Here is a 23802-nt window from a genome sequence, read left to right on the forward strand (position 1 = left end):
GATGACCGTCAGCACACCGGCCTCGGCGCCGACCCTGTCCACATGGATCGGCGCGATGCGTCCGCGCACGCTGACCATGGCGCTCGCCCCCGTCCTGGCCGGCGCCGCCCTTTCCTGGCGCGTGGAGCACAAGACCCATCTGGCCGCGGTGCTGGTCGCCGCTCTTTCGGCCGCCTTCATCCAGATCGCCACCAATCTGTTCAACGACGCCAAGGATTTTGAGCGCGGCGGCGACGGGCCGGACCGGCTGGGGCCGGTGCGCGCCGCCGCCAGCGGATTGCTGACGCCCGAGGCGATCAAGCGCGCCGCCTATGGTTTTTTCGCCTTGGCCGCGGTCGGCGGGCTTTTTCTCATCGGCGCCGGCGGCTGGCCGATCCTGTTGTTGGGGATCGCCTCGATTTTTTGTGGCTGGGCCTATACCGGCGGTCCCTGGCCGATCTCCTATTCGCCCTATGGCGAGCTTTTCGTCATCGCCTTTTTTGGGCTGGGCGCGGTGGGCGGAACCTATTGGTTGTGCGCCGGGACGCTGTCGCTGGTCGCCGTGCTCGCGGGCCTGGCTGTTGGCCTGTTCGCCGCCGGCGTGCTCATGGTCAACAATTTTCGCGATGCCGCTGGGGATGCGCGGGTCGGGCGGCGCACCCTGGCGATCGTCGCGGGGCCAAGACTGTCTCGCTGGCTGTTCGCCGCGATGATGTTTTCGCCCTTCGTCCTGCTAGCGCCTTTGGTCCGCGCCGCTGCGCACGCGCCGCTGCTGCTGGCGCTCGGCGCTTTGCCGCTCGCCTTTCTCCAGGTGAGGCGGCTGTTCCGGGAACAGCCGGGCCCCGGCCTCAACGCGGTGCTCGCGCGCACGGCGCAGACCCAGGCTTTGTTCTCGCTGCTGCTGTCGGTCGGCGCGCTCGTCTGATTATTTTTCGCCAATGTGCAGGGCGACGATGCCGAAGCTGAAGTTGCGATAGTTTACGCGCGCAAACCCGGCTTCGCGGAACAGGCTCGCCAGCTCCTCCTGATCGGGGAAACGGCGAATCGATTCCACCAGATAGGCGTAGGCTTCGGGCTGGTTGGCGACCAAGGCCCCGAGACGCGGAATGACCTGGAAGGAAAACAGATTATAGGCCGGGGCCAGCCAGAAGTGCGGCTTGGAGAATTCCAGACAGAACAGCTTGCCGCCGGGCTTCAAGACCCGGTGCATCTCGGTCAGCGCGTCGCGCAGCCGGGTGACGTTGCGGATGCCGAAGGAAATGGTGAGGCTGTCCAGGGAATTGTCGGCGAAGGGCAGGGCCTCGGCCTCGCCCGCCACCCAATCCACATAGGGCAGCACGCGGTCACGGCCGGCCAGCATCATGGCGGTGCTGGGATCGCAGACCGTGACGCAGCGGTCGGGGGCGGCGAGCGCGACCGCGACATCGCCGGTGCCGCCGGCGAGATCGACAATGGTCTGGCCCGGCTGCGGCGCGACCGCTTCGACCAGCCAGCGCTTCCACAGCCGGTGCAGGCCGAAGGACATCAGGTCGTTCATCAGGTCGTAGCGCGGGGCGACGCCGGTGAAGACGCGGCGAATCCGCGCCCGCCGCTCGTCGGGCTCGACGGCGCGAAAGCCAAAGCTGTTGTCGGGCGTTCCGGTCATCTGGGTCTCCATGCGCACTTCGGCGCAAACGCAGCTATGCGAGAATGGAAGCGGCGTCTTTGTCACCGATCAAGAAAGAAAGATCGAAATTGGCGCACAATTAGGCTATTCGATTTGGCATCGCAGGAGCGCCGGCTTGGGAATTGTCGCCCTTCGTTCGAAACCTGATCACCGGGCCGCGCCCGGCGATTGGCTCGACGCGGCTCTGTCGCCGTGGATGGAGCGCGTGGCGGCGGCGCCGGGCGGCAGCCTGCTGAGCCTGACCCTGGACCTGCCCGAACCGCTGTTCGATCTCGCCCGCAATGGCCGCGCCGACCGTCTGTGGATCGCGCCCGGCGACGAGATTCTGGGCGCTGGCGCGGTCGCGGGATTCGGCGACATGAGCGTCGACCGGTGGCGCGCCGCCAGCCGTCGCTGGACCCGCCTCGGCGATGGCGCCCGCCCGCTCGCCTTCTTCACCGCGCCTCCCGCCCCGGTTGGCGGGGCGGCGCGCCTCAGCCTTCCCGAACTTTTGTTGATGCGCCGCGATGGCGGCCGCTGCGCCCTGATTCTGACGGGTTTTCGCGATTCCCGGCCTGTGACCGCGCTTGCGGGCCAATGGGCCGAGCGTTTTCACGCCCTCACCGCGCCGGCCGGCAAGGAGGCGCACGGCAAGGTGGAGCGCGAGGAGGATTTGCCCGGCCGCGACGAATGGCGCGCCCGGGTCCGCGCCGCGACCCAGGCGATTCGGGCGAAGAAATTCGACAAGGTGGTGCTGGCGCGCAAGCGCATCGTCACCCTGCGCGCGCCGGTCGACACCGACGCGCTGGCGCGGCGCATGGCGCAAAACTGCGCCGAGGGCCGGGTCGTCAAACTGCCGAGCCACCGCGGCTGCGTGCTCGCCGCCACCCCGGAACTTCTGGCGGTCAAGCGCGGCGACGCCCTGGTCAGCCATGCGCTCGCGGGCACCGCGCCGCGTTTTCCGGGGCGGGCCGAAGACGACCGCGCCGCCGAGGGCCTGCGCGCCTCGGCCAAGGAGCGCCGCGAACATGCGGTGGTCGTTCAGTCGATCGCCGGCGCCCTGCGCGACATCTGCGACGAGGTTTTGCACGCGCCTGAGCCCGATCTGATGCGGCTGCGGCGGTTGCAGCATTTGTGGACGCCGGTGACCGGGCGCTTGCGGGACGGGTTTGATTTGCTCGACGCCGTGGCGGCGCTGCATCCCACCCCCGCCGTGCTCGGCTGGCCCAAGGCGCCCGCGCGCGCCTTTCTGCGCGAGACCGAGGAGCGCCGGGACGGGTTTTATACCGGCCTCGCCGGCTGGATCGACGCCGAGGGCGACGGCGAAGCGGCCGTCGTGCTGCGCTGCGCCGAAATCGAGGGCCGCGAGGCGCGGCTCTGGGCCGGCGGCGGCATCATGGCCGAATCCGATCCCGACGCCGAATGGGCCGAGACCGAACTCAAGCTCACCACTTTCCTGGACATATTGGGCGACGGCGGCCCATGAGCGATCCGGCCCGGCTGGGATTCGAGTGGGCGCAGGCCTTGCTCGACGGTTTTGCGCGCGCCGGTCTCAGGCGCGTGGTGGCGTCGCCGGGGTCGCGCTCGACGCCGCTGACGCTGGCCGCTTTGCGCCATCCCGATCTTGCCGTCGACCTGGTGGTGGACGAGCGCTCCGCGGGGTTTTTCGCGCTCGGCCTCGCCAAGGCCGAAAATTGTCCGGTGGCGCTGATAGCCACCTCCGGCTCGGCCATCGCCAATTGGGCGCCGGCCGTGGTCGAAGCCGATATGGGGCGCGCGCCCTTGATCCTGCTGTCGGCCGATCGGCCTCCGGAATTGCTGGAGTGTGGCGCGAACCAGACCATGGATCAGAACGCTTTGTTCGGCGTCCACGTCCGCGCCTTTCGCGCGCTGCCGCCGCCGGAGCCGCGACTCGACTGGCTGCCCGCTTTCGCCGCGCGGATTTTTGAGGCCAGCCGCTTTCCCCTGGCCGGGCCGGTCCATGTCAATGTTCCGCTGCGCGAGCCGCTGACGCCGATGGGCGAGACGCCCTTGCCGGTCGCCGCGGGGCCGCTGGTCTGCGCCGGGCGTCTCGCGCCCGATCCGGGGCTGATCGAACGTCTCGACGCGCTGCTGGTCGGCAAAGGGGTGATCGTCTGCGGTCCCGACGCGCTGGACGCCGAGGCGCGCGCCGCGATTTTGGACCTGTCGCGCCGGCTCGATGCGCCCGTGTTCGCCGACCTGCTTTCGGGCCTGCGCTTTGGCGCGGGCGAGGAGGCCGGCGTGCTCGCCCATCCCGACGCCGTCGCCCGCCGCGCCCCGCCCTTCGACTGGGCGCTGCGCTTCGGCGGAACCCCCGTCTGCCGCGCCACCGCTGACTGGTTGCGCCAGCGGCGCGGCGTCCCCCAGATCGTGGTTTCCCCGCACGGGCGCTTCGCCGATCCCGACCGCGTCGCGACGCATTTTGTGCAGGCGGATGTGGCGGCGGTTTGCGCCAGTCTTCGCGGCCACCCGTCGCCCCCGGAATGGGGCGTGTCCCTGGCCGAGGCCGATGCGCTCGCCGCGACCGCCGCCGACGCCGCCTGCTCCGACACCATCGCCTTCGAGGGCGGGGTTTTGCGGCTGCTGCTGCAATTGCTGCCGGAGGGCGCGCCGGTGTTTCTGGCGAATTCCCTTGCCATTCGCTCGGCCGAATGGTTTTCGGGGCGCGGCGCCCATGGCTTGAGAATTTTCGGCAATCGCGGGCTTTCCGGCATTGACGGCAATCTTTCGACCGCGCTGGGCATCGCCAGCGCGCTCGGGCCCGCCGTCGCCGTGGTCGGCGACCTCGCCTTTCTGCACGACGTCAATGCGCTGTCGCTGATGCGCGGCCGGCGCCTGACCGTGCTGCTGCTCGACAATGGCGGCGGCGGCATTTTCGATCATCTTCCCCAGGCCGCGCTGCCGGAGTTCGAGCAGGCCTGGACCGCGGCGCAGGCTTACAAGCCGGCGGCGCTGGCCGCCGGGTTCGGTCTGCGCTACATCAGGGCGGACACCACCAATGCGGCGGTGGCGGCGGTTCTGGAAAATCTCGCTGTCGGCGGCCTGATTGTCCATGTCGCCATCGACCGCGCTTTCAGCCTCGCCCGCTGCCGCTCCTTCTTCGCATCCTGCCAACCGGAGTTTTGTTCGTGACTTCTTCGCCCATCGACTGGCGCCCTGCTTCCGATCAGCGTTTTGAGGACATTCTTTACGACAAGGCCGAGGGCGTCGCGCGGATCACCATCAACCGCCCGGAGCGGCACAATGCGTTCCGTCCTGAAACCCTGGACGAGATGATGACGGCGCTGCATCTGGCGCGGCTCGACCCCGAGGTTGGCGTGATCATCCTCACCGGCGCCGGCGACAAAGCGTTTTGCTCGGGCGGCGACCAGAAAATTCGTGGCGAGGATGGCGGCTATCGCGATTCCCATGGCGTCAACCATTTGAACGCGCTCGACCTGCAGCGCATGATCCGCACGCTGCCCAAGCCGGTGGTGGCCATGGTCGCCGGCTGGGCCATTGGCGGCGGCCATGTGCTGCATCTCGTCTGCGACCTCACCATCGCCGCCGAAAACGCCCGCTTCGGCCAGACCGGGCCGAAAGTCGGCAGTTTTGACGCCGGGTTCGGCGCGGGCCTGATGTCGCGCGCCGTTGGCTTGAAAAAGGCCAAGGAAATCTGGTTTTTGTGCCGGCAGTACGATGCTCAGGAAGCGCTGGAGATGGGCCTCGTCAACACCGTCGTGCCGCTGGAGCGGCTGGAGGAAGAGACCATGCAATGGTGCCGCGAAATGCTGCGCCATTCTCCGACTGCCCTGCGCGTGCTCAAAGCCGGGTTCAACGCCGACAGCGACGGACTCGCTGGCGTGCAGGAGCTGGCGGGCAACGCCACCGCGCTGTTCTACATGACCCAGGAGGGGCAGGAGGGCCGCAACGCTTTTGTGGAAAAGCGTCCGCCTGATTTTTCCAAATACACGCGGCGTCCGTGAGGCTCGACCGCGTCGTTCTTCGTCCCTATGCGCTGCCGCTGAAGCGGGTTTGGCGCGCCGCCAGCGCCAGTTTGGCGGAGCGCCGGGGGATGCTGATCGGCGTGTTGTCCCAGGGTTTTGTCGGCTGGGGCGATTGCGCGCCGCTGCCGAGTTCGGGCGAGGCCGGTTTTTCGCGGGCGTTTGCGGCTTTGGAGGCGGCCGCGGATGGTTTGGGTGGCGCGACCTTGGACGCCGCTTTTGCCGGGATTTCGGCGATCGATAACGCGCAGGCGCGCTGGGCGGTGGAAACCGCTCTGCTCGACCTTTTGGCGCGCCAGCGCGGGTTGCCGATTCATCAAGCTTTGGGGGCGAAGCCCCTGCGGCGCGTCGCCGTCAATGCGGCGGTGGGCGCGCTTGACGATGGTTGCGCCGGCCGGGTTGCGGCGGCGCTCTCTGACGGATTTTCTGTTTTAAAAATCAAGGTGGGCGTCGGCGACTGGCGGGAGGAGGCGCGGCGGTTGCGTGCGCTGGGGGCTGGCGCGCGGTTTCGCCTTGACGCGAACCGCGCCTGGGCCGCGGCGGAGGCCCAAGCTTTTCTTGATGCCGTCGCGGATTTGCCCATCGACGGCGTCGAAGAGCCGATTTCGGACCCCACGCTCGAAAAGTTGCGGGGGTTGCAGGATCGCTACGCCTTTGCGCTTGCCGTGGACGAATCCCTGTTCGAGCTCGGACCGGAACAATTGTTCGCCGCGCGCGCCGTGCGTCGGCTGGTGATGAAACCGGCGCGCTTCGGCGGTTTTCGCGCGGCCTTGGGTCTGGCCGAAGCCGCCGCCGCCGCTGGTTTTGAGGTGGTGATCACCTCCGTGGTCGATTCGGCCATCGGCGTGGCCGCCGCCGCGCAACTTGCCGCCGTCGTCGCGCCCGGGCAGGTCCATGGTCTGGCGACGGGTTCATGGCTCGCGCGCGATGTCGCGACGCCGCTTTGCTTGCGCGAAGGGGTTTTGGAGCTAGCCGATCAGCCCGGTCTCGGGCTCGCGCCTTCGGGCGAGTTCGCGCAGTTTTAGCCGGTCGGGCTTGCCGTTGGCGAGCAGGGGTGGGGAGTCCAGCCGCACCGCCGCGCGGGGGCGAAACGGGCTGGCGACATGGTCGCGGCACCAGGCCAGCATGTCTTCGGTCGAGGCTGGGCCACAAAACACCGCCGTGACGATTTCGCCCCAGACCGGATCGGGCCGGCCGGCGACCACGACCGTCTCGATCCCCGGACATTGCGCCAGCAAAAATTCCACCGCCGCCGGATGAATTTTCTTGCCGCCGCTGACGATGGTTTCGTCGGCGCGGCCGAGGATCGTCAGTTCGCCCTCGGGCGAAATTTTCGCGAGATCACTTGTGGTGAACCAGCCGTCCACAAGCCCGTCGCCGGGCGAAAAGTTTGCATTCGCATAGCCGTGCATGAGCATGGGGCCGCGCACTTTCAGCCGGCCGTCTTCGGCAAGGGCGATTTCGGCGCCGTCGAGCGGGCGTCCGACCCGGCCCGTGCGCCAGTCGGGCGGCAGGTTTGGGAGGGTGGCGATCTGGGCGCAGGTCTCGCTCATGCCGTAGGTCGGCTGGATCGGCCAGCCCGCCTCGGCGGCGCGATGCGCCAGTTCGGTCGGCAGGGCCGCGCCGCCGAGGAGCGCGTGGCGCAGGGTGGTCGGCGCGGGTTTTTGCAGGGCCAGCACTTGCGCGAGCATGGTCGGCGTGAGCGACACATGGGTGATGCGCTCGTTGACCAGGGCGTGGTGAACCCGCTCGGGGTCAAAACCCTGGTGCAGCGCCGCTGTGGCGCCGGCGCGGGCGCAGCGCGTCAGGATGGAAAAGCCGCCGATGTGGAACAGCGGCAGGCAGGCCAGCCAGCTTTCGCCGGGGCCAAGCGGCGTGTTTTTGGCGGAGGCCGCCGCCGAGGCGGCGAGCGCCGCGCCGGTGAGCACGACGATCTTGGGGCTGCCCGAGGAGCCGCTGGTGGCGATCAGCAGGGCGGGGCCGCGCGGGGGCGAAAATTCTGGCGCGGCGCCGGGTTCGGCGGCCAGGATCGCTTCGGTCGAAATGTCTTGCCCCTCGCCGATGACCAGACAGTCGCCGATCTGGTCGAGGAGGTTTTTGGTGATGGCTTCGGGCAGTTTGGGGTCGAGCGGGAAGAATGGCGCGTCAAGAGCAAAGGCCGCGCAAGCCGCCGTGGCCAAGGCTTCCGACGAGGCCGTGACCGCGACCACGGGGCGGCCGGGTCGCGTGTTTTCCCGCAGCAGGCGCGCGAGGCCGGCGGCGCGCTGGCGAAACCCGGGCTCAGCCATGCGCGCCGGCTTGCAGTTCGGCGATCCGCTTGCGTAAGGAGCGGGTCTCCTCGAATTTTTGCGTGACGTCGCGCAGGATCGCCGCCATGCCGTCGCGCGCGCCTTTCGAATCGTGCAGCATCATGATGGTGAACTCGACGGAAATGCGCCGGCCGCTGCGGGTCATGGCGGGCACGGCGAGCAGGTCGCCCGAGCCGTAGCGCGTGTGTCCTGTGACCATCACCTTGGCAAAACCCTCGTTGTGGCGGGCGCGCAGATTTTCCGGGATGATCAGGTCGAGCGGCGCGCCCACCGCCTCCGCTTGCGAGAAACCGAAGATTCGGACCGCGCCCGGATTCCAGATTCGTATCACACCATCGCGGTCGACCGCGAGCATGGCGTCGCCTTCGCTCGCCAGCAGGCCGCGCGCAAGAGCGTCCGTGTCCACGGCAAAACCTCCAAAAGGGTTGCGCCCTTTTAAAGCGCCGTTCGGCCCCGTTGGTTGCGCGCGCGCAACGAAGCCGGCGGGGTCTCGGGCGACAAAGCCGCAACACAGGGAGCGGGACCATGGCGGATGTGGATGTGCGGTCGAATTTTGCGGAAACCCCGATCGGGGAGATCGCCGTCACCCTGCCGGGCGCGACGGCCGTGTTCCGCAAGCTGAAGCTCGACTATTGCTGCGGCGGGTCGATTTCGCTCGCGGCGGCTGCGGCCAAGCGCGGGCTCAATGTCGCGGAGATCGAGCAAAACCTTTCGGCGCTCGTCGCTCAGCCGGCCGATCTGCCGGAAGAGACGGGCGCGCTGATCGATCATATCCTTGCGCGTTATCACCAGGCGCATCGCCGGGAGCTGCCGGAGCTGATCCAATTGGCGAAGCGCGTCGAGCGGGTCCACGCCGATCATCCCGAGGCGCCGGCGGGACTGGCCGATCTGCTCGAAGGCATGCTCCGCGAACTGACCGTGCATATGCAGAAGGAGGAAAATATCCTGTTTCCGACGATGCGCGAGGGTTCGTCGCTGCTGTTCGGCCCCATCGACGTGATGCGCGCCGAGCACGACGAACATGGGGAGACCCTGGCGGCGCTCGCGGCGCTGACGTCGGATTTCGCGCCGCCGATCGGAAGCTGCGGCTCCTGGCGGGCCCTCTATAACGGCTGCCGAAAGCTGTCCGACGATGTGATGGAGCACATCCACATCGAGAACAATATTTTGTTCCCGCGTTTCGCCGCAGGCTGCTGAAGCCCGTGGACCGCCCCGCCCTTCGAGACGCCCGCCGCGGCGGGCTCCTCAGGGCGAGGGCTCCTTTGGAACTGCTGGAGCAGGTTCATCGGACCAGCTCTGGCGGCGAACGGGCGCGCCGCCGCGTCTCCTCCTCCGCTGCGGCGCGCCCTCTTAGCTCTGACGGAACCGCGCCAAGGCGTCGTCGAGCGCGGCGCCGGTGAAATGAAAGGCCAGCACCGCCTCGTCGCCGGTCTTTTGGATGATGTCGGCGTCGAGGAAGCCGAGCAGGCAGGCCATGCTTTCCGAGGCCTCGCCGAAACGCAGCCGGTCGCCGGTTTCGAACGCGCTGGCTGGGCTGAGGCGCGCGCGCCAGCTGTGGTCGTCGATCCGGGCGATCAGGGAAACGGCGATTCGCACGGGTTCGCCCTGGCGAAAGCGCAGGCCGCACAGGCGCAAGGTTTGGGTCATGGCGTTCTCGGGTCGTGATCGAAGGCGCGATTTTCAAATATTTGCGGTTGCGCTCTTTGCGCCTTCGCAAGCAGATAATGCAGGTGATTCCTCAGAAGGCGTTCCCACCATGAAAAAATGTGTTGTTTTGCTCGCCGCCGCCGCCCTGTGCGCGGGGATTTTCCCGGCCAGCGCCCAGGAATTGGGCCAGAAGCGGGTGGTTGTCGCCCAGGCCGCCGCGCAGAAAATTTTTCATGGCAAAGGCAAGATCACCCGGCTGAACGCCGACGCCGGTTTCGTCACCATCGCCCATGAGGACATTCCCGGGCTGATGGACGCCATGGAAATGCAATTCGAAGCCAAGCCGGCCGCCCTGCTCAAGGGGTTGAAGGTCGGCGACAAGGTCGACTTCGCCCTCGAGGGCAAGACCTACAAGCTGCTGGAGATCGCGCCGGCGAAATAGGCGTGAAAAGCGCGTTCGGTGAAGGCCGCTTCAGCGAACGCGCATGTCTTGATTTTTACGAATGTCTTTTACCCCGGACGGGGGTCGCCGCGCATAAAGACGCTTGAGGCGGGTCCGCCATCAGTCCCTTGAGCGTGAGGTCGATATGGGCGGCGACATAGGCTTCTTCGTCGACGGGCGGCGCATCGCCGAAAATCAGCCTGACCACGCCGAGGAACAGCGTCGGCGCGACCACGATCCGCACGGTTTCGAGCGAGAGGTCGGCGCGGAATTTCCCGGTCGCCATCCCTTCGTCCAGCATCGTCGAGACCAGGCCGAGCAGGGGGACGACGAAATCGCGGTAATGCTCGGCGACCAGCTGGGGAAAATGCTTGCCCTCGGCGATCATGAACCGCAGCATCTCGCGCCCGCGCTTGTCCTCGACGCAGCGGCCGTAGAGAAAATGCAGCAGCGCCCGCAATTTCTCGTCGGTCTCGCCCTTGATCCCCGCGACGAAACTGTCGGCGTCGGCGAGCAGGCCGGCGGAATGGCTGCGCACCATGTCTTCGAACAGTTTTTCCTTGGTGGGGAAATAGACGTAGATCGTGCCCTTGGTCACGCCGGCGCGCGCCGCCACGTCCTCCAGGCGGGTCGCGGCATAGCCGCCCTGCGCGAAGGCCTCGAATGCGGCGTCCAGAATCTCTCCGGGACGCTCCGCCTTTCGCCGGCGGCGGAACCCCTCACATTTGAACACGCGACGCCCTCATGAATTATTGACTTTCCGGTCAGTCAATAATATTGCATTGAGCGACGAAAATCTCCAGCTCTTTTTCACGGGGTGCTGATGACCTCTGGCCCGCGTAAACCTCCTTTGCGTTCCGGCCCCTATGCCGCCGCAGGCGCCCTCGCGCTGATGATCGCGCTTTCGGGCTGCGGCGAGGGCGCGAAGTCCAAAACCCATCCGCCGCTCAATGTGGTGGCGCAAAAGGTCCAGCTCGAAACCCGCGAGCGCGATCTCGTCCTGTCCGGCGCCGTGCGGGCGCGCGTGCAGACCGAGCTCTCGTTCCGCATCTCCGGCCGCGTCATCGAACGCACCGGCGACGTCGGGCAGCATGTCGAGGCCGACGCCGTGCTGGCGCGGCTCGATCCTTCCGAACAGCAGGCCGATCTCAATTCCGCCCAGGCCGGGCTCGCCGGCGCCGAGGCGAGCTGGCGCCAGGCCAAGGCCACTTATGACCGGCAAAAGAGCCTGCTCGCCAGCGGGTTCACCACCCAGGCCGCCTATGAGCTCGCCGACCAGACCCTGCGCGGCGCGCAGGGCTCGCTCGACGCCGCCAAGGCGCAGGTGGCGACAGCCCAGGATGCGCTGTCCTACACAAATCTGGTCGCCGGCCATGCCGGGATCATCACGGCGCGCAACATCGAGGTCGGTCAGGTGGCGCAGTCGGCGCAGTCGGCGTTCTCCTTTGCCGAGGACGGCCCGCGCGACGCCGTCTTCGCGCTCTACGAAACGCCCTTTTCCCATCCGCCGGACAGCAATCGCGTCGATCTCGCGCTGATCGCCGATCCCGAGGTCACCGCATCAGGCCATATTCGCGAGGTCTCTCCGGTGATCGACGCCAAGACCGGCACGATCCAGGCGAAAGTCCAGATCGACGCGGATCAGAACAAATTCCCCTTGGGCGCCGCCATCACCGGCCGCGCGCGCTGGGTCATGCCCAATGTCGTGGTGCTGCCGTGGACGGCGCTCACCAGCAGCGCCGGCAAGCCGGCCGTCTGGGTCGTCGATCCCGCCAGCGGACGCACCTCCCTGCGCCCGGTGACGGTCGCCGTCTATGAAAGCGAGCATGTGGTGCTGAAGGACGGGGTCAAGCCCGGCGAATTCGTCGTCACCGAGGGCGGCAAGTTCTTGCGCGAGGATCAGCTGGTGCGCATCCAGAACGAGGAGGCGCTGAAATGAAGCCTTTCCCCATCGCCGCCTTGCTCGGCTTGAGCCTGCTCGCCGGATGCGGCAAGCCCGAGGCGCAGAAGGCCGAGCCGCCGCGCCCGGCCATGACCGTGATCGCCAAGCCGGCGCCGGCCTTCGACACCGCCTTTTCCGGCGTGGTCCAGCCGCAGACCCAGAGCGCGCTGAGCTTCCGCGTGCTCGGCCGGATCATTTCGCGCCCGGTGAAAGCCGGCGACCGCGTCGAGGCCGGCCAGATCATCGCGGCGCTCGACCCCACCGCCTATGAGGCGGCGGCGCGCGCCGCCGCAGCGACCTTGGCGAGCGCCCGCGCCCAGTTCGACAACGCCGCCTCAACGGAAGCGCGGCAAAGCGCGCTGCTGGCGAAAAAAACCGCCTCGCAGGCCGCCTTCGACACCGCCGAACAGGCGCGCGCCTCGGCGCAGGCGGCGATGCAGCAGGCCGAAGCGTCCCTGGTCAAGGCCAAGGAGCAATTGTCCTATACGGTGCTCAAGGCCGAATATTCCGGCATTGTCACCGCGACCTCGGCCGAGATCGGCCAGACCGTGGCGCCGGGACAGGCGGTGGTCACGCTGGCGGAACCCACCCGCCGCGATGCGGTGATCGATGCGCCGGAAGCGGTGATCGACGCCTTTTCGCTCGGCGACAAGTTCAATGTCGCGCTGCAGATCGACCCCTCGGTCTCCGCCAAGGGGACCCTGCGCGAGATCGCGCCGGAATCCGACGCCGCCACGCGCTCGCGCCGCCTGAAGATCGCGTTGGAGTCGCCGCCCCCGGCCTTCCGGCTGGGATCGACCATTTCCGCGCGGGTCGCCTCCGACGGGAATCCGCTGATCCGTCTGCCCGCCTCGGCCTTGTTGCAGGAGGGGGACAGGACGCGGGTGTTCATCGTCGATCCCCAGACCATGAAAGTGTCGACGCAGGACATCGAGGTCGCGCCCGAGCGCGACGGCCGCTTTCTGGTGCGCGGCGGCCTCAAGGGCGGCGAACGCGTGGTCGTCGCCGGGGTGCATCGGCTGAGGGAAGGCCAGCAAGTGAGACTTTTTGGGAGCGTGCAGCCGTGAGCAAGTTCAATCTTTCGGACTGGGCGCTCGATCGGCGCTCGCTGATCTGGTATTTCATGATCGTCTTCGTGATCGCCGGGACCTTCGCCTATCTGAGCCTGGGCCGCGAGGAAGATCCGAACTTCACCATCAAGACCATGGTGATCCAGGCCAAATGGCCGGGCGCCACCGCCGAGGAGGTCGCCAATCAGGTGACCGAGCGCATCGAGCGCAAGATGGAAGAGCTGGAATCGCTCGACTACACCCGCTCGATCACCACGGCCGGCGACACCATCGTCTTCGTCAACCTGCTGCAGACCACCAAGGCCAAGGATGTCGAGCCGACCTGGGTGCGCGTGCGCAACATGATCGCCGACATCAAGAAGGATTTTCCCAGCGGGGTGCAGGGGCCGTTCTTCAACGACCGCTTCGGCGACGTCTATGGCAATATTTTCGCCTTCACCGCTGACGGCCTCACCCATCGGCAGTTGCGCGACCAGGTCGAGGACGCGCGGGCGAAAATCCTGACCACGCCCAATGTCGGCCGCGTCGACCTGATCGGCGCGCAGGATGAGGTGATCTTCCTCGAATTCTCGACCCGGCAGACCGCCGCCATGGGCGTCGACTTCCAGCAGGTGATGAACACGCTCGCCGCGCAAAACGCGGTGACGCCCTCCGGCGCGGTGCAGGCCGGGCCCGAACAGATTTTCGTCCGGGTCACCGGTCAGTTCACCTCGGAAGACGATCTGCGCGCCATCAACCTGCGCGTCAACGACCGTTATTTCCGTCTGAGCGACGTCGCCACCATTCGCCGCGGCTATGTCGATCCGCCCACAAATCTGTTCCGCTTCAATGGCCAGCCCGCCATTGGGCTGGCGATCGGCATGAAGGCGGGCGCCAATCTGCTCGAATTCGGCGCGGCGCTCGACAAGCAGCTCGACACGATCAAGGCGAACCTGCCGATCGGCGTCGATGTGTTTCGCGTCTCCGACCAGCCCCAGGTGGTGGAAGAGGCGGTGTCCGGGTTTACCCGCGGCCTGTTTGAAGCCGTGGTGATCGTGCTCGCCATTTCCTTCGTCAGCCTGGGATGGCGCGCCGGTCTGGTCGTCGCTATCGCCATTCCGCTGGTGCTGGCGATCACCTTCCTGTTCATGCGCGAGACCCATATTTCCTTGCAGCGCATTTCGCTGGGCGCGCTGATCATCGCCCTGGGCCTGCTGGTCGACGACGCCATGATCGCCGTCGAAATGATGGTGGCGCGGCTCGAACTGGGCGACAATCTGCGAAAAGCGGCGACCTACGTCTACACCAGCACGGCCTTCCCCATGCTCACGGGCACGCTGGTCACGGCCGCGGGCTTCATTCCCGTGGGCCTGAACGACAGCGCGGCGGGCGAATTCACCTTCACCCTCTTCGTCGTCATTTCGGTGGCGCTGATCGTCTCCTGGCTGGTGGCCGTGCTGTTCACCCCGCTGCTCGGCGTCACCCTCCTGCCCAAGACGATGAAAGGCCATCACGAGACCGGCAAGGGATTTTTCGCGCGCGGCTTCGACCACGCGCTGGACTTCTGCATGCGCCGGCGCTGGGTGACCATCGGGGCGACGCTCGGCGCCTTCGCCCTGGCTTTGTTCGGCATGGGTTTTGTCCAGCAGCAGTTTTTCCCGTCCTCGGACCGGCCCGAGCTGATCGTCGACTGGAATCTGCCGCAGAATTCGTCGATCGCCGAGACCGATGCGCAGATCAAGCGCTTCGAAGCGGAAATGCTGAACGGCGAGCCGGATATCGTGCTCTATTCGAGCTATGTCGGCGAAGGCGCCAAGCGCTTCGTGCTGTCCTTCGACGTGCAGCCCGCCAATGCCGCCTTCGGCCAGACGGTGATCCTCACCAAGAATGTCGAGGCGCGCGACCGTCTGATCGGCAAATACCGCGATTGGCTGCGCGACACCTTCCCGGGCACCGACGCCTTCATCCATCTGCTCGACATCGGCCCGCCGGTCGGGCGGCCGGTGCAGTACCGGCTGAGCGGTCCCGACATTCAGGGCGTGCGTGAGAAATCGCGCGAACTCGCCAATATCGTCGCCAAAAACCCCAATCTCGGCGATGTCACCTTCGACTGGGGCGAGCCGGCGCGCGTGATCAAGGTCAATGTGCTCCAGGACAAGGCGCGCTCGCTCGGCGTGTCCTCGCAGGACATCGCCACCGCGCTCAACAGCGTGGTCAATGGCGCCGTGGTCACGCAAGTGCGCGACGACATCTATCTCGTCAACGTCATCGCCCGCGCCAAGGGCGGCGAGCGCGCCTCCGTCGACACCTTGCAAAACCTGCAATTGCCGGGAACGGCGGGGACTTCGGTGCCGCTCGCGGCGGTGGCCAGCGTCGATTTCGCGCTGGAGCAGCCGACCATCTGGCGGCGCGCGCGCCTGCCCACGGTGACGCTGAAAATCGCCGTCAACGGCGACGTCCAGCCGGCGACCGTGGTGCAGCAGCTTGCGCCGGAGGTGAAGAAATTCACCGAGGCGCTGCCCGCCGGCTATCAGGTCCAGGTCGGCGGCGCGGTCGAGGAAAGCGCCAAGTCGCAAGGCCCGATCAACGCCGTGTTCCCGGTGATGATCTTCGTCATGGCGAGCATATTGATGATCCAGCTGCAGAGCTTCAGCCGGCTGTTCCTGGTGTTCGCGGTGGCGCCGCTCGCATTGATCGGCGTGTCCGCGGCGCTGCTCGTCAGCCACAAGCCCATGGGCTTCGTCGCCATCCTCGGCGTGCTCGCTCTGATCGGCATCCTCATCCGCAATTCGGTGATCCTGATCATCCAGATCGAGACCCTGCTCAAGGAGGGGAAACCCGCCTGGGATGCGGTGCGCGAGGCGACCCAGCACCGCATGCGGCCGATCATGCTGACGGCGGCCGCCGCCACTCTGGCGCTGATCCCGATCTCGCGCGAGATCTTCTGGGGTCCGATGGCCTATGCGATGATGGGCGGCATTATCGTCGGCACGGTGTTGACCCTGCTGTTCCTGCCCGCGCTTTACCTCGCCTGGTTCCGGATTCCGGTTCCGGACGAGGTCAAGGCCGGCGCGGCGGCGCACGGGGCGAAGGCGCTGCCCGATCCGGTCGCCGGCGCCTGACCTGGACTTTTGCCGGGAACAGCGCCATCTAGGACCGCATGGCGCAAGCAAGATTTCTGGTCTGGGGCGGCGGCCTGACGGTCGCCGCCCTTGTTGTTCTGGCCCTGGTCTTGTGGGCGCTCTACGGGCCGCTTGTGTTCGTCAATGCGCTTAACGCCGCCTGGACCTGTTTGTGATGGCTTCCGAACCGACTTCCAAAAAATCCCGCGCCCTGCCGCTGATGCTGGCCGGCGCCTTCGTCGTCCTGGGCATTTCCGCCGTCGGCCTGACCCTGCTCGCCCAGCAGCCCGCGTCGACCGCCGTCGCGATCGGCGGCCCGTTCCGCTTGCACACCGGCGGCGGCAAGACCGTCACCGAGGCCGATCTGCGCGGGGCGCCGTTCCTGGTCTTCTTCGGCTACACCCATTGTCCCGACGTCTGCCCGCTCACGCTGACGAAAATTGCGCAGGTTTTCAAAGAGCTTGGACCGGAGGCGCGGATCAAGGCTTTGTTTGTGACTGTCGATCCCGAGCGCGACACGCCCGAGCGCATGGCGGATTATGCCGGGGATTTCGACCCGCGCGTGATCGGCCTGTCCGGCGACCGCGCCGAAGTCGACGCCATGCTCGCCGCCTATCGCGTCTATGCGCGCAAAGTCCCCACGCCGTCGGGGGATTATTCCATGGACCACAGCGCGGTGATCTATCTGATGGACCGCGATGGAAAATTCGTACGCAGCGTCAATCTCGACCGGCCGCCGGATCAGGTGGCGAAGGATTTACGGGCGGCGCTGTAGTCCATTCGTCGCCGCGCAGCGGTCCGGGATAGGCCTCGACGGCGCGCGCGATCAGCTTGTTCTCCTGGGTGTGGATCAGCCACCAAAGCGCGGCTGCGCCGACCAAGGCGAGGCCCAAGGTGATTCGGCCGATTGGGCCGGCGAAATGTTCGAAAGCTTCGCCAAACGCGTAGCCGCCGAGGCCGAACACCAAAGCCCAGACGATGCCGCCGCTGGCGTTGTAGTACAGGAACTGGCCCCAGTGGTAGCGGTTCACCCCCGCCAGGAAGGCGGCGAAAATCCGCAATAGCGCGATGAACCGGCCGAAAAACACGATTTTCGCGCCGTGATGGGCGAATAAATATTGGCCGAGCTTGATGCGGTCGTCGTGCAGGCCGATTCGATGTCCATAGTTCAACAGCAGCGGCAGGCCATAGCGCCGCCCCGCCATGAAGCCGAGATTGTCGCCGAGGATGGCGCCGGCGGCGGCGAGCAGGATCACCAGTTTGATGTCGATGAGGCCGGTGGCGCCGGCGAAGACGGCGGCGAGCACCAGCGCGGTCTCGCCGGGCAGCGGAACGCCAGCGCTCTCCAACGCGACAATGCCGAACACGACGACATAGGCGTGCTGCGCGATCAGCGGCTTGAGCGTCTCGATCAGCACGGAATCACCGGCCCGGCTGCGTCGCGAGGCCGAGCGGCCCGGGCAGCGCCGCCTTGGCCTGGGCGATCAGCCTCGCCTCATGCTGGCGCAGGTATCGGCTGAACAAGATGAAGCCGGCAACCGCCAGCGCCAGCGCGGCCAGGGCGAACGGCCCGGCGATGCGGTGGAACTCCGCGCCGAGGAAATAGCCGCCCAGGCCGAACAGGCAGGCCCAGGTGACGCCGCCGGCGGCGTTGAACAGGAAGAAGCGCAGGGGAGACAGCTTGTTTGCGCCAGCCAGGACGGCGGCGAAGGCGCGCAGCACCGCGACGAACCGGCCGAAAAACACGATGGCCCCGCCATAGCGCTGGAACAGATATTGGCCGAGGCGGAGGCGATCCTCGTCGAGGCCGATTTTCGCTCCATGGGTGAGGAGCAGGCGCAGGCCGAAGGTGCGGCCGACCCAAAAGCCGATATTGTCGCCGACAATGGCTCCGGCCGCCGCCAGCGCGATGATTTCCGCGACCGAGCCCTGCTGGCTGCTTCCGGCGAGCACCGCGGCGGTGATGAGGCTGGTTTCGCCGGGCAGCGGAATGCCGGAACTTTCCAGCGCAACCAAAAAGAACACCGCCCAGGGACCAAAATGCATCAACAAAGCATGAAAATCGGGCAATGGCCTCTCCTTCGCCGGGCTTTGGACCCGCTCTCAAGAAGAGGCCATATGCGCGCGCGGGGCCGTGTTTTCAAGCCATCGCGGATTCAGTGGAGCACGCGGCGCAAATCCTCGCGCGCCAACGACGCGGATTCCGCCGCCCAGTTCAACACCGGGGGACGCCAGCGACAATAAGAGGCCCGCCGCGGCGCGGGCTCGAAGGCGCCGCGCAATGCGACCTGCAGGACGTGGCGCAGGCCCGCGAGAATCGGCATTTGCGCGCGGCTCATGGCGCGAACGAGTTGCTTGCGCAGTTCAGGCGAGGCCTTGCGATCATATTCCGCCAGAAGATTCGCGACAAAGGCGCCGCGGGTGACGCCAATGGGGAGCGCGGCGCGGTCGATCCGCTCCACCAGCGCGCCGCCGAGCGACATCAGGGCGGCGGCGGCGACATGTTCGTTGGCGCAGGAGCGGAACAATTCGCTGGAGTCCATCAATGTCTCCGTCCAGGTTGAAGAGGTTCGCCCGACCGGAAGCCGGGCGTCGCACGCTGGGCACGAACATATTGGATTGCGACCTTAGGATAACCCGCGCCCCCTCCGGGCCCGAATCACATTCCCGTGAGCTTTGTTGTTTCGCGCCCGGTCGGCGCGCCCATGGGCGCCTGAAACCGCGGTTAAAATCACGCGCTCGGCGCCCAATCGGGCGAAGGCGGCTCGCCGGCGGTGCGCTGACTTTGGAGACCTCTTGCCTGGCGAACGGCGCGTCGCTTGCTACCAGCTTCCCACATTCGCCGCGCTCGCCCAGGGCTCTTGCGGCGGCAGCGCCTCGCCCTTTTGCAGCAATTCAATCGAAATGCCGTCGGGGGTGCGGATGAAGGCCATGCGGCCGTCGCGCGGCGGGCGGTTGATCGTCACGCCGGCTTTGTCCAGCTTCTCGCACGTGGCGTAGATGTTTTCGACCTCATAGGCGAGATGGCCGAAATTGCGTCCGCCCGTATAGGTTTCCGGGTCCCAGTTGTAGGTCAGCTCCACCAAGGGCGAGCTCGCGCCCGCGCCGCGGCCGACATCCTCGTCGGCGGCGAGGAACACCAGCGTGAAGCGCCCCTTTTCGTTGCTGACGCGGCGGATTTCGACCATGCCGAGCTTTTTGACGAAGAAATCGAGCGCCGCTTCGAGGTCGGCGACGCGGATCATGGTGTGCAGATAACGCATGGCGAATTTTCCTGTTGAACGGCGGCGTGGGTCTGAATTGTCAAGCTTGGGTCATGGAATCAAGCAAGTCTGGATTGTGGCGGCGCAAGCGCGTCTTGCGCTGTAACATTTGGGGACGCGTTTGGCTGCATCGCTCGCCTTGCCGCGGACGCCGCGGTTCTGCTACTTCAGGGGCCTGTCTTTCAGGAGGTCACGTGACCGATAACGCCGCGCTCAAGGAGCAGGTCGCGCTCAGCTCGGTGGCCGTCAGCGCTGTTCTGACGCTCGGCAAGGCGGCGGCCGGGATGGCCTCCGGCTCGCTGGCGCTGCTGTCGGAAGCCGCGCATAACGCCATCGACACCGGCGCCACCATCCTCACCTATTTCGCGGTGCGCCAGGCCAACAAGCCCGCCGACGACAAGCACCATTACGGCCACGGCAAATACGAATCGCTGTCGGCCTTGTTCGAGACCGGGCTGCTGGCGGGTCTGGCGATCTATGTCCTGTTCACCGCCGCCGAGCGGCTGCGCGAGGGGCCGGAGGCCATCGACTCCTCCTGGTGGGTGTTCGGCGTGCTGATCGTCTCGATCCTGGCGGACAGCGGACGCTATCTCACCCTCAGTTCTGTCGCCAAGAAAACCGGCAGCCATGCGCTGGCCGCCGACGCCATGCATTTCGCCAGCGACCTGATCGGCTCCGTGCTGGTGCTGATCGGGCTGATCGCCAATCATTATGGTTTTGTCCAGGGCGATGCGCTCGCCGCCATGGGTGTGGCGCTGTTCATCGGTTTTGCGGGGTTCCGGCTCGGCGGCGAAACGCTGGGCACGCTGCTCGACCGCGCGCCCGACGGCCTCGCGGAAAAATTGCGTGGCGAGATTGTTCTGGTTCCGGGCGTCGTGGCCGTCGAAAACATCAAGCTGCGGCCCAACGGGCCGAAAATTCTGGGCGAGGTGTTCATCGCCGTGGCGCGGTCGCTGCCGCTGGAGCGGGTCGCCGAGATCGAGGCGGCGGTGCGGGCGAAAATTTCCGAGGTTTCGCCGGAGACCGAGGCGACCGTGTCCTCCGCCCCGCGCGCGCTCGACGACGAGACCCTGGCCGAGCGCATCGTGATGATCGCGGCGCGCAAAAAACTGCCGGTGCATCACATTTTCGTCCACCATCTCGGCGACCGCGACTGCATCGCTTTCGATCTGGAGGTGGAGGGCTCGCTGCCCACGGCCGAGGCGCACGCCATTGCGACGGCGCTCGAAAACGACATTCGCGACGAGATCGGGCCCTATATCGAGGTCGAGAGCCATATCGAGCCTTTGCAGGCGCATAAGCTGATCGGTCATGAATCCGACCCCGCGACGCTCCAGGCCATCACCGCCGCGTTGAAACAGGCGGCTGAAGGCAAGGAGGGGGTGACCGACGTGCATGCCGTGCGCGCCCGCGCCACAGCGGAGGGGCTTGTCGTGAATTTTCACGCCCATGTCTGCCCGGCCCTGTCGGTGACCGCCACCCATGAGGCGCTGGAAGAGATCGAGCGCGCTTTGCGTGAGAAAATGCCGCATCTGCTGCGCGTCGTCGGCCATGCCGAACCGGTCGGGGAGGCGTGAGGGGGCGGTGAATCATAGCTGAATCGAGCGTTTGGAAAGGCGGAACCCCTCATCCGGCGCGCTGCGCGCGCCACCTTCTCCCGCAAGGGGAGAAGGGAGGCGATCCTGAGTGCTCGCGATCTCGGCTGCACAAGCGAGGGGAGGGGGTCATGCGTTACAAAATTTCGGGGACCATGATGCAGACGGTCGAGATCGACCTCGATCCCGGCGAAACCGTTTTTAGCCAGACCAGCTGCATGTGCTGGATGAACGATCTCGTCGAAATGGACACCCATACCGGCGGCGGATTCTTGTCTGGAGTCATGCGGTCGCTCGGCGGCGGATCGTTCTTCATCACCGAATTCACCGCGCGCGGAAACGGGCATGTCGCCTTTGCGCCGCGCTTTCCCGGCGCGATCTTGCCCATCGTCTTGCAGCCGGGACAGTCGCTGATCTGCCGGAAAGAGACGTTTCTGGTCGCGGAAAAATCCGTGCAGCTGGAAATCGCCTGGCAGCAGCGGTTCGGCGCTGGACTGTTTGGCGGCGAGGGGTTCGTGCTGCAGAAGGTGACGGGGCCCGGAACCGTGTTCCTCGATCTCTCCGGCGAGGTGGTCGAGCGCGACCTGGCGCCGGGCGAGCGGCTGCTGGTCAATGCCGGCCATGTCGGCATCATGGACCCGAGCATCACTTTTGATATTCAGATGGTCAAAGGGTTTAAAAACATCCTGTTTGGCGGCGAGGGGTTGTTTCTCGCGACCCTCACCGGTCCGGGCCATGTCGCCTTGCAGAGCATGCCGATCATGAATCTCGCCGAGGAAATCGCCCGGCACATGCCCGGGGGCGGCGGCGATTCCGGCTGGCGCTAAGGTCGAGTCGGGCGTGGTCGGCGGCATTTTGGGCATGCTCGGCGGCTCCGCGCTGTCCAATGAGTGAGTTTTGCTCCGCCTGAGGTGGGCCGATGTCGATGATGAAGACTTATGGGCGCATCCTGCGCCAGCTCGCGCCGGAGAAAAATCTCGCGATCACGCTGGTGGTCGCCAATCTGGCGCTCGCCGGCGCGCAATTCGTCGAGCCCGTTTTGTTCGGGCGCATCATCGACGCCATGACGCGGCTCGATGCGCTCGGCGCGTCGGCCGCCTGGCTGAGCCTTCAGCCCCTGGTGATCGCCTGGGTCGGGTTCGGGCTGTTCTCCATCATCGCCGCCGTCACCGTGGCGCTGCATTCCGACCGGCTGGCGCATCGCCGGCGGCTCGGGGTGATGGCCGATTATTTCGACCATATTTTGGAATTGCCGCTGAGCTTTCACACCTCCACCCATTCCGGGCGGCTGTTGAAGGTGATGCTCGACGCGGCCAATGGCATGTTCTTCATCTGGCTGTCGTTCTTTCGCGAGAACTGCGCCTCGATGGTCGCTCTGTTCGTGCTGCTGCCCGGCACTTTGTTCCTCAACTGGCGGCTCGGGCTCATTCTGGTCGTGCTCGTCGCCTTTTTCGGCGGGCTCACCGCTTTCGTCATCCGCCGCACCCATGGCCTGCAGGCCAATGTCGAGGTTTATAACGCCCAGTTGGCCGAGCGGGCCTCGGATGTGCTCGGCAATCTGCCGGTGATCCAGTCGTTCACGCGCATCGAGAATGAATCGCGCGGGCTTCAGGACATCATCCGGCTGGTGCTGTCGGCGCAAATGCCGGTGCTGTCCTGGTGGGCGCTCGCCGCCGTGGCGACGCGCGCCGCCTCGACCTTGTCGCTGGTGGCGATCTTTTTGGTCGGCGTCTGGCTGCACCTGCACAAGCTCGCCAGCATCGGCGAGATCGTCACCTTCATGAATTTCGCCACCATGCTGATCGCCCGGCTCGAAGGCGTGGTCGGCTTCATCAACAGCCTGTTCATGCAGGCGCCGAAAATCCGCGAATTTTTCGATATTATGGACACGTCGCCGGCCATTGCCGACAAGCCGGGCGCGATCGATCCCGGGCGGCTGCGCGGCGAAGTCAGTTTTGACCGCGTCAGCTTTGCTTATGATCCCCGGCGCATTGCGGTGGATGACATCTCTTTCACCGTGAAGCCGGGCGAGACCGTGGCTTTGGTGGGGGCGACGGGCTCGGGGAAATCGACCACGCTCAGCCTGCTGCATCGCGCCATGGACCCCAGTTCCGGCGCCATTCGCATCGACGGGATCGATATTCGCGACATGAAGCTTTCGGCTCTGCGCCGCAATATCGGTGTGGTGTTCCAGGAGCCCATGCTGTTCGCCCGCACCATCGAGGAGAATCTGCGGGTCGGCAAGATCGACGCCACCAAGGAGGAGATCGAGCTGGCGCTGTCGCGCGCCCAGGCCAGCGAGTTTGTCTCGCGGCAGGTGGATGGGGTGAAGACGCTTGTGGGCGAGCGCGGGCGGTCGCTGTCGGGCGGCGAGCGCCAGCGCGTTTCCATCGCCCGCGCGCTGCTCAAAGACCCGCCGATCCTGGTGTTCGACGAGGCGACCTCGGCGCTCGACGCCGCCACGGAAAAACAGCTCCAGGCGGCGCTGGAGGCGGCGACCCAGGGGCGCACAACCTTTGTCATCGCCCATCGTCTCGCCACCATCCGCAGCGCCGATCGCATTCTGGTGTTCGAGCAGGGGCGGATCGTCGAAACCGGGAGTTTTGACGAATTGGTGGCGCAGGGCGGGCGGTTCGCGGCGCTGGCCAAGGCGCAGTTCATGGCGGGGGAGCCGGCGGCGGCGCATTGAGGGGTGGGGCTGGCGGCTGCTGGTGATGGGGTGGACGGCGCCCCGAAGCGGCATCGATGTGCCATGATGGTCGTCGGTGAAACTCCCGTCAGATGAGGCGCCGTCCATGGGCAAGT

The 23802-nt window shown here is 66.4% G+C and carries 24 protein-coding genes; 15 read left to right on the top strand and 9 right to left on the bottom strand.

All coding sequences use genetic code 11. From position 1 onward, the window contains the following. Position 1: 1 nt before the first annotated feature. On the top strand, positions 2-904 hold the full coding sequence (menA, locus tag M2320_RS18590; RefSeq protein WP_264598556.1) for a 1,4-dihydroxy-2-naphthoate octaprenyltransferase: 903 nt from the start codon (positions 2-4) through the stop codon (positions 902-904). Here the strand turns inward: menA and ubiE are convergent, their stop codons facing one another. Next, positions 905-1624, bottom strand: coding sequence for a bifunctional demethylmenaquinone methyltransferase/2-methoxy-6-polyprenyl-1,4-benzoquinol methylase UbiE (ubiE, locus tag M2320_RS18595; RefSeq protein ID WP_264598557.1), 720 nt, complete (start codon positions 1622-1624; stop codon positions 905-907). It lies immediately after the preceding gene. Between the two features lie 136 nt (positions 1625-1760). Here ubiE and M2320_RS18600 point away from each other — a divergent pair, with 136 nt between their 5' ends. From M2320_RS18600 to M2320_RS18615, 4 genes are read left to right on the top strand one after another with little or no spacing between them, the layout of a single operon-like run. Beyond that, positions 1761-3110, top strand: coding sequence for an isochorismate synthase (locus M2320_RS18600; protein ID WP_264598558.1), 1350 nt, complete (start codon positions 1761-1763; stop codon positions 3108-3110). Beyond that, entirely contained in the window at positions 3107-4777 is a 1671-nt protein-coding gene (gene menD / locus M2320_RS18605; protein WP_264598559.1) for a 2-succinyl-5-enolpyruvyl-6-hydroxy-3-cyclohexene-1-carboxylic-acid synthase, read from the top strand. The genes M2320_RS18600 and menD overlap by 4 nt, the downstream gene beginning before the upstream one ends. Continuing rightward, complete coding sequence (menB, locus tag M2320_RS18610; RefSeq protein ID WP_425540692.1) at positions 4774-5610, top strand: 1,4-dihydroxy-2-naphthoyl-CoA synthase; 837 nt, start codon at positions 4774-4776, stop codon at positions 5608-5610. The genes menD and menB overlap by 4 nt, the downstream gene beginning before the upstream one ends. Beyond that, the gene (locus M2320_RS18615; protein WP_264598560.1) at positions 5607-6653 is read left to right on the top strand and encodes a mandelate racemase/muconate lactonizing enzyme family protein; all 1047 of its coding nucleotides are present in this window, start codon (positions 5607-5609) and stop codon (positions 6651-6653) included. The genes menB and M2320_RS18615 overlap by 4 nt, the downstream gene beginning before the upstream one ends. Here M2320_RS18615 and M2320_RS18620 read toward each other — a convergent pair. Continuing rightward, positions 6597-7916 (bottom strand): class I adenylate-forming enzyme family protein, encoded by a 1320-nt coding sequence (locus tag M2320_RS18620; RefSeq protein WP_264598561.1) that lies wholly within the window; start codon positions 7914-7916, stop codon positions 6597-6599. The two genes, M2320_RS18615 and M2320_RS18620, sit on opposite strands and share 57 nt — an antisense overlap. Then, positions 7909-8343, bottom strand: coding sequence for a PAS domain S-box protein (locus tag M2320_RS18625; RefSeq protein ID WP_264598562.1), 435 nt, complete (start codon positions 8341-8343; stop codon positions 7909-7911). Before M2320_RS18625 ends, M2320_RS18620 begins: the two co-directional genes overlap by 8 nt. A 119-nt stretch (positions 8344-8462) precedes the next feature. Here M2320_RS18625 and ytfE point away from each other — a divergent pair, with 119 nt between their 5' ends. Then, a complete protein-coding gene (gene ytfE / locus M2320_RS18630; protein ID WP_264598563.1) occupies positions 8463-9134 on the top strand; it encodes an iron-sulfur cluster repair protein YtfE in 672 nt (223 codons plus the stop codon). Positions 9135-9287: 153 nt separating this feature from the next. On the opposite strand, the gene M2320_RS18635 is transcribed toward ytfE, so the two are convergent. Further along, complete coding sequence (locus M2320_RS18635) at positions 9288-9584, bottom strand: hypothetical protein (protein ID WP_264598564.1); 297 nt, start codon at positions 9582-9584, stop codon at positions 9288-9290. A gap of 109 nt (positions 9585-9693) precedes the next feature. Here M2320_RS18635 and M2320_RS18640 point away from each other — a divergent pair, with 109 nt between their 5' ends. Then, positions 9694-10026, top strand: coding sequence for a copper-binding protein (locus tag M2320_RS18640; RefSeq protein ID WP_264598565.1), 333 nt, complete (start codon positions 9694-9696; stop codon positions 10024-10026). A gap of 55 nt (positions 10027-10081) precedes the next feature. Here the strand turns inward: M2320_RS18640 and M2320_RS18645 are convergent, their stop codons facing one another. Further along, a complete protein-coding gene (locus tag M2320_RS18645) occupies positions 10082-10759 on the bottom strand; it encodes a TetR/AcrR family transcriptional regulator (RefSeq protein WP_264598566.1) in 678 nt (225 codons plus the stop codon). Between the two features lie 90 nt (positions 10760-10849). On the opposite strand from M2320_RS18645, the gene M2320_RS18650 reads away from it, so the two are divergent. From M2320_RS18650 to M2320_RS18670, 5 genes are read left to right on the top strand one after another with little or no spacing between them, the layout of a single operon-like run. Continuing rightward, positions 10850-11965, top strand: coding sequence for an efflux RND transporter periplasmic adaptor subunit (locus M2320_RS18650; RefSeq protein ID WP_264598567.1), 1116 nt, complete (start codon positions 10850-10852; stop codon positions 11963-11965). After that, positions 11962-13035 (top strand): efflux RND transporter periplasmic adaptor subunit, encoded by a 1074-nt coding sequence (locus M2320_RS18655; RefSeq protein ID WP_184430031.1) that lies wholly within the window; start codon positions 11962-11964, stop codon positions 13033-13035. The genes M2320_RS18650 and M2320_RS18655 overlap by 4 nt, the downstream gene beginning before the upstream one ends. Further along, on the top strand, positions 13032-16139 hold the full coding sequence (locus tag M2320_RS18660; protein WP_264598568.1) for an efflux RND transporter permease subunit: 3108 nt from the start codon (positions 13032-13034) through the stop codon (positions 16137-16139). The genes M2320_RS18655 and M2320_RS18660 overlap by 4 nt, the downstream gene beginning before the upstream one ends. A 38-nt stretch (positions 16140-16177) precedes the next feature. Further along, the gene (locus M2320_RS18665; RefSeq protein ID WP_184430033.1) at positions 16178-16315 is read left to right on the top strand and encodes a hypothetical protein; all 138 of its coding nucleotides are present in this window, start codon (positions 16178-16180) and stop codon (positions 16313-16315) included. Further along, a complete protein-coding gene (locus tag M2320_RS18670) occupies positions 16315-16914 on the top strand; it encodes an SCO family protein (protein ID WP_264598569.1) in 600 nt (199 codons plus the stop codon). Before M2320_RS18665 ends, M2320_RS18670 begins: the two co-directional genes overlap by 1 nt. Here the strand turns inward: M2320_RS18670 and M2320_RS18675 are convergent. From M2320_RS18675 to M2320_RS18690, 4 genes are all read right to left on the bottom strand, one after another. Continuing rightward, the gene (locus tag M2320_RS18675) at positions 16859-17557 is read right to left on the bottom strand and encodes a DedA family protein (RefSeq protein ID WP_264598570.1); all 699 of its coding nucleotides are present in this window, start codon (positions 17555-17557) and stop codon (positions 16859-16861) included. The genes M2320_RS18670 and M2320_RS18675 overlap by 56 nt on opposite strands. Before the next feature lie 4 nt (positions 17558-17561). After that, positions 17562-18185, bottom strand: coding sequence for a DedA family protein (locus M2320_RS18680; protein WP_264598576.1), 624 nt, complete (start codon positions 18183-18185; stop codon positions 17562-17564). A gap of 110 nt (positions 18186-18295) precedes the next feature. After that, a complete protein-coding gene (locus M2320_RS18685; protein ID WP_184430036.1) occupies positions 18296-18682 on the bottom strand; it encodes a hypothetical protein in 387 nt (128 codons plus the stop codon). Between the two features lie 279 nt (positions 18683-18961). Then, positions 18962-19402, bottom strand: a complete 441-nt coding sequence (locus tag M2320_RS18690) for a VOC family protein (protein ID WP_264598571.1) — start codon at positions 19400-19402, stop codon at positions 18962-18964. Between the two features lie 194 nt (positions 19403-19596). On the opposite strand from M2320_RS18690, the gene M2320_RS18695 reads away from it, so the two are divergent. The 3 genes from M2320_RS18695 to M2320_RS18705 all read left to right on the top strand — a co-directional run bounded on the left by M2320_RS18695 (position 19597) and on the right by M2320_RS18705 (position 23686). Further along, entirely contained in the window at positions 19597-20979 is a 1383-nt protein-coding gene (locus M2320_RS18695; protein WP_264598572.1) for a cation-efflux pump, read from the top strand. 149 nt (positions 20980-21128) lie between these two features. After that, positions 21129-21824 (top strand): TIGR00266 family protein, encoded by a 696-nt coding sequence (locus tag M2320_RS18700; RefSeq protein WP_264598573.1) that lies wholly within the window; start codon positions 21129-21131, stop codon positions 21822-21824. A 92-nt stretch (positions 21825-21916) separates the two neighbouring features. Next, positions 21917-23686, top strand: a complete 1770-nt coding sequence (locus M2320_RS18705) for a glucan ABC transporter ATP-binding protein/ permease (RefSeq protein ID WP_264598574.1) — start codon at positions 21917-21919, stop codon at positions 23684-23686. The last annotated feature ends 116 nt before the right edge of the window (positions 23687-23802 follow it).

Origin of the sequence: Rhodoblastus acidophilus, from assembly GCF_025961575.1 — a bacterium.
GTDB lineage: Bacteria > Pseudomonadota > Alphaproteobacteria > Rhizobiales > Beijerinckiaceae > Rhodoblastus > Rhodoblastus acidophilus_C.

Coding starts and splice junctions, on each gene's coding strand:
- menA (WP_264598556.1), top strand. CDS start 2: ATGACCGTCAGCACACCGGCCTCGGCGCCGACCCTGTCCACATGGATC.
- ubiE (WP_264598557.1), bottom strand. CDS start 1,624: ATGACCGGAACGCCCGACAACAGCTTTGGCTTTCGCGCCGTCGAGCCC.
- menD (WP_264598559.1), top strand. CDS start 3,107: ATGAGCGATCCGGCCCGGCTGGGATTCGAGTGGGCGCAGGCCTTGCTC.
- M2320_RS18620 (WP_264598561.1), bottom strand. CDS start 7,916: ATGGCTGAGCCCGGGTTTCGCCAGCGCGCCGCCGGCCTCGCGCGCCTG.
- ytfE (WP_264598563.1), top strand. CDS start 8,463: ATGGCGGATGTGGATGTGCGGTCGAATTTTGCGGAAACCCCGATCGGG.
- M2320_RS18635 (WP_264598564.1), bottom strand. CDS start 9,584: ATGACCCAAACCTTGCGCCTGTGCGGCCTGCGCTTTCGCCAGGGCGAA.
- M2320_RS18640 (WP_264598565.1), top strand. CDS start 9,694: ATGAAAAAATGTGTTGTTTTGCTCGCCGCCGCCGCCCTGTGCGCGGGG.
- M2320_RS18650 (WP_264598567.1), top strand. CDS start 10,850: ATGACCTCTGGCCCGCGTAAACCTCCTTTGCGTTCCGGCCCCTATGCC.
- M2320_RS18655 (WP_184430031.1), top strand. CDS start 11,962: ATGAAGCCTTTCCCCATCGCCGCCTTGCTCGGCTTGAGCCTGCTCGCC.
- M2320_RS18665 (WP_184430033.1), top strand. CDS start 16,178: ATGGCGCAAGCAAGATTTCTGGTCTGGGGCGGCGGCCTGACGGTCGCC.
- M2320_RS18670 (WP_264598569.1), top strand. CDS start 16,315: ATGGCTTCCGAACCGACTTCCAAAAAATCCCGCGCCCTGCCGCTGATG.
- M2320_RS18680 (WP_264598576.1), bottom strand. CDS start 18,185: ATGCATTTTGGTCCCTGGGCGGTGTTCTTTTTGGTTGCGCTGGAAAGT.
- M2320_RS18685 (WP_184430036.1), bottom strand. CDS start 18,682: ATGGACTCCAGCGAATTGTTCCGCTCCTGCGCCAACGAACATGTCGCC.
- M2320_RS18690 (WP_264598571.1), bottom strand. CDS start 19,402: ATGCGTTATCTGCACACCATGATCCGCGTCGCCGACCTCGAAGCGGCG.
- M2320_RS18700 (WP_264598573.1), top strand. CDS start 21,129: ATGCGTTACAAAATTTCGGGGACCATGATGCAGACGGTCGAGATCGAC.
- M2320_RS18705 (WP_264598574.1), top strand. CDS start 21,917: ATGTCGATGATGAAGACTTATGGGCGCATCCTGCGCCAGCTCGCGCCG.